Source organism: Geobacillus sp. ZGt-1 (assembly GCF_001026865.1).
Classification (GTDB): domain Bacteria; phylum Bacillota; class Bacilli; order Bacillales; family Anoxybacillaceae; genus Geobacillus; species Geobacillus thermoleovorans.
Genome location: NZ_LDPD01000016.1, coordinates 34,436 through 38,510 on the forward strand (window position 1 = coordinate 34,436; position 4,075 = coordinate 38,510).

Here is a 4,075-nt window from a genome sequence, read left to right on the forward strand (position 1 = left end):
AAGATATGTTAAACGTTTTGATTGTATCTAGACAGCACTTGCTGCGCTGCTTGCAGATCGAGGCGCAGCTGCTCTTGAACGTTCGTCGGATGGTAGTACCCTTTGTTGACCATATATTGGCTGATCTGTTCATGGAATGTGATCGCGTCATTCAAATGTTGCTTTAACGTGTTGCGCACTTCTGGGGTGGAAGCTTCGGCAATGGCCATCGCGCATCCTTTAATGGCGTTTTTCGCACTGATCAGGCAATCAGCGGCGATCATTTGATCGTTCAATACGCCGGTCGGTGTCATCGTTGCCTGCATCGTTGTCCCTCCTTTTGTCCTTATGACAGCAAGTTTTGCAAGTCGCGGATGTGCTGCTGTGTCTTTTGCATGTCTTGTTGAATGAGCGATTTCAATTGTGGATCGCTTGCCATTTGCTGCATGGCGGCACTTTTGGCAAGACAGGTGCTTTTAAACATAAGCAGTTCGTGCAGCTCAAGCGTTTCGTGTGTTCCTGCCGCGTTCATTCTTCTCACCACCTTCCGTGACATAGTATGTGTCCGGCTGTTTGCAGTATGGGTGGGGAATGATGGGAAAAGCGGGTCGTGGCGCTTTGAACGATCGCGACAATGGGGAAAAGAAGGAGTCCGCGCGCTCAAGTTTTGCCTAGAGCGGGGCATACTATGGGCGCAATCCGCTTTATGAAGGAGGTAGGGAAACGGGTGAGAAAAACATTCATTGTGCTAAGCGTTGCTGTTCTCCTTCTTTTGGTTGCCGGGGCCGTTCTTCTTTTGCGCCGAGGCGAGTATGCGTTTGTGCCGGATGGGAGCGATATTGCGCCGTATGAAGCGAGCAAACAGACTGGAATCGATGTGTGGGGGCGATGGATCGCAGCGGATGACCGCCGCATCCAAGCGTTGTCGGCTAGAAACGAGCATTTGCAAAAAGAGGAAGGGGCGGTTGTCGTCGATGACCGGTTGCTTCGTCTCGGCAAGGAGGTGTTTTATAAAGAAACGTTCGGCAATGAAGTGTTTTTGACCGACATTATGGGTATTGTCGACGGGCCGCTGACGCTTGCCAATATGGCCAAAGCTATTGTCGCATTAAAAGGAGAAGGGACGACGAATTTGCGCGTGCCGCTTGCCGAAGATGTGACGATCGGCGGCCGCACATATAAAAAAGGCGAGTTGATCGACACGGGCATCGACGTGCCCAAAGGGTCATACTTGCCGCTCGGGATGCCGATCGTCACCGACGGCGGCCGCATGCGCGTCGGCATCAGCTGCGCCGCCTGCCATGCGACCGTCGATCCAGTGACCAAAAAAGTGGTGGAAGGGGCGCCGAACAACGATTTGAATGCCGGAATGCTCATGGCGTTGGCGACGAATTCGAGCGCTTATTTTACTCATGCCAATATCCGCTCGCTGAAAAAATATATCCGCTCGTTCGATCGGACGATCATCGATTCGCACGGGCGCAAAGCGGCGCTGCCGGATCCGGAGCTGCTTGAGCGGGACGTGGATCGCATTTTTGCCAGCTGGCCGCGCGGCAATTTTGATTCGACGATCGATATGAAAGCGAATCCGGCGCAAATTCCGGATTCGTTTACACGCGGCGACCATCCGTACGGGTGGAGCGGCTTTGCCGCCGCCGGCTCATTCCATGGCTTGGCTGCTTTCAGCAACAACGTGCACGCGCAAAATGCCGATTCGCTCGCGCAGGCGGAAATTAGCGATGCGCTGTTTGGCATTGATAAAGAAGTGTATCTCGGCACGATTTTGCAAAACGCCGCCCATCCGCGGTTTCGCTATCAGCCGACGACAAAGGAGAAACCGTCCGCCTTTTTCGCGAAAGTCGACCCGACGCCGAAAACGGCCGGCGTTAATCAGTTTGTCGCGCCGCCGCAGTTTCCGAAAGTATCGCTCGTCGCTCCAGATGGGTTGATCGTCAGCGAGCCGGGTTATCGGTTCAATGAGCAAAACAATGCCGTGGCCGCTTGGCAAAATACGCTCAATCCGCCGCCAAATGAACGGATCAGCGAGGAGCGGGCGGCGAGAGGAAGAGAGGTGTTTGTCCGCGCCGGTTGCATCCGCTGCCATGCCGGGGCGTATTTGACGAACAACCGAGTCATCGCTGCTGATGTAGTGGGCACCGAGCCGTCGCGGGCGAAAGCGCTGAAGAAAACAGAAAAAGTGTTTGGAGAGCCGGTGTTGTACGCTCCTGACACGCCGGTGCCGATTCCAAAAGGGGCGAAAGTGTTGAAAGTGCCAACTGATCAGTTAGACCGAGAACAAATCCGGCTCTCCTTTGCTCATGGCGATTCACCGGGAGGGTATAAAGTGCCGAGCCTGATCGGGCTCGCTTGGAGCGCTCCATACTTGCATGATGGCGGCGTGGCGGTTGGGCCGAATGGTGAGCTCGGGCTTTCGGGCACCGTTCAAAAAGGCATCGCCCCTGATGCGCGCAACAGTCTGCGGGCGCTGATCGACCGGACGTGGCGCGAGCGCGTCATCGCCGCCAACGCCAAGGACTCCGACTTGCGGACGGTGCATGTGACCGGCGCCGGGCACCGGTATTGGATCGACCGTCAAGCCGGATTTACGAAGGAAGAGCAAGAGGCGGTATTGGACTATTTGTTGTCGCTCACCTCGCGCTGACCGCATTGTGCGGTCGTTTGTTCTGCGCTCATGCCGCTGGGAATAGTTCCCTTGCAACGCTGTTATAAGACGGCTCACACTAATAGGCAAGGGAGGGAAAGCGATGAGCGAAACATGTTTTTACTGTCAGTGCGAGTTTCATCGGCATCACCTTTTTTTCATCCATCTTGCCCATTTTCGCTGTTCGTCATGCAGGGAGGCGGATGGAAAACGTCGTCATGTTGTCGTCGGAAGAACAGCAGATATCCCCGCCGTGGTCTTCGATCACTTTTTTGCAAATGTACAGGCCGATGCCGGTTCCGAGTTTTTTCGTTGTAAAAAACGGCTCGAAAATCGTTTCCACAATGTCGGCTGGAATTGACGGACCGTTGTTGGCGATTTCGATGATGATGCTTCCGTCTTGGCAACGGGCGGCGATGTTGATCCGCCGCGGTTTTTCCCTCTCTTTCACCGCTTCGATCGAGTTGAGCAAAATGTTTACCAGCACCTGGCGCAGCTGATCTTTATAGGCAAATATATGTATGGATTCATCGATCGCCACCGAAAGGTCGACATCGCTGTCGACGATCGTGGCGTATAAAAACTCGATAATTTCCTCCAACAACTGGTACAGCGAAAACGTTTCTTTTTCGCTTTCAACAATTTCTTTGCGTGAGGCATGCAAAAATTGCGAAATGCGAAATTTCAGCTGCTGCAACTCATGGTCGATAATGTCTAAATAAGGAAGATGCGGATGCTCAAACTTCAATAATTGAATAAAACCAATAATAGCCGTAAGCGGATTGCGAAACTCATGGACAAAACTCGATGACATTTGCCCAAGCAGCGTCAGCCGGTCTTGATGCGATCTGGCAATGAGCGCGTTTTTTTCATGCAGTTCTTTTTCCTTTAACTCATTGTATTTTGTGATGGCATGAAACAGAAATTGGTCAAACAGCTCGTTCAAATGGTCGATGAGCGGGGACAGCTCGTCGACCGGCAGCGGCGCGGCGAGCGCGTGGTTGATGACGAGCCGCCTCCCAAGGTTGACGTTGTAGACGAGAGCGCCGATGCCGACATTCATTTCCGCACGTTCTTTCGCGATTTTGTTGGCTAACCGTTCGACCGTCTCGCTAGATAGCGACCGCAACAGCGCTTCTTTGACCAGCTCAAACACTGCTAAGCCGTTTTGTTCGACATGATCGATGTATTTGTCATCGTCGGCAATTTTCATATGTTGCCGCCAATAGGCGAGAAAGTTCGGCAAATGGGCTTCTAAATGGGTGACGAGCTGCTGTGCCGCAGATGCCAAAAAAGCCACCTCGCTTTCCATCATTTATTTTTTATTATAAGGGGGAATATCGGACTAGAACAGGGGAAAAATCGCAATCGGTCCGGCCAAACGAACGTCCTTTTGCGAAAAACGATCAAAAAACCTGGTGCTGCGGGCGGGAC

At 52.9% G+C, this 4,075-nt stretch carries 4 protein-coding genes; 1 reads left to right on the plus strand and 3 read right to left on the minus strand.

Features of this window, described 5'->3' with window-relative positions:
- Positions 1 to 8 precede the first annotated feature (8 nt).
- On the minus strand, positions 9 to 305 hold the full coding sequence (locus tag VU18_RS06580) for a spore coat protein (RefSeq protein ID WP_011231014.1): 297 nt from the start codon (positions 303 to 305) through the stop codon (positions 9 to 11).
- A 20-nt stretch (positions 306 to 325) separates the two neighbouring features.
- Positions 326 to 511, minus strand: coding sequence for a DUF892 family protein (locus VU18_RS06585; protein WP_011231015.1), 186 nt, complete (start codon positions 509 to 511; stop codon positions 326 to 328).
- Between the two features lie 195 nt (positions 512 to 706).
- Here VU18_RS06585 and VU18_RS06590 point away from each other — a divergent pair, with 195 nt between their 5' ends.
- A complete protein-coding gene (locus VU18_RS06590; protein ID WP_021321814.1) occupies positions 707 to 2,641 on the plus strand; it encodes a hypothetical protein in 1,935 nt (644 codons plus the stop codon).
- Positions 2,642 to 2,828: 187 nt separating this feature from the next.
- Here VU18_RS06590 and VU18_RS06595 read toward each other — a convergent pair whose 3' ends face one another.
- Positions 2,829 to 3,932 (minus strand): sensor histidine kinase, encoded by a 1,104-nt coding sequence (locus VU18_RS06595; protein ID WP_014195670.1) that lies wholly within the window; start codon positions 3,930 to 3,932, stop codon positions 2,829 to 2,831.
- Positions 3,933 to 4,075 lie beyond the last annotated feature (143 nt).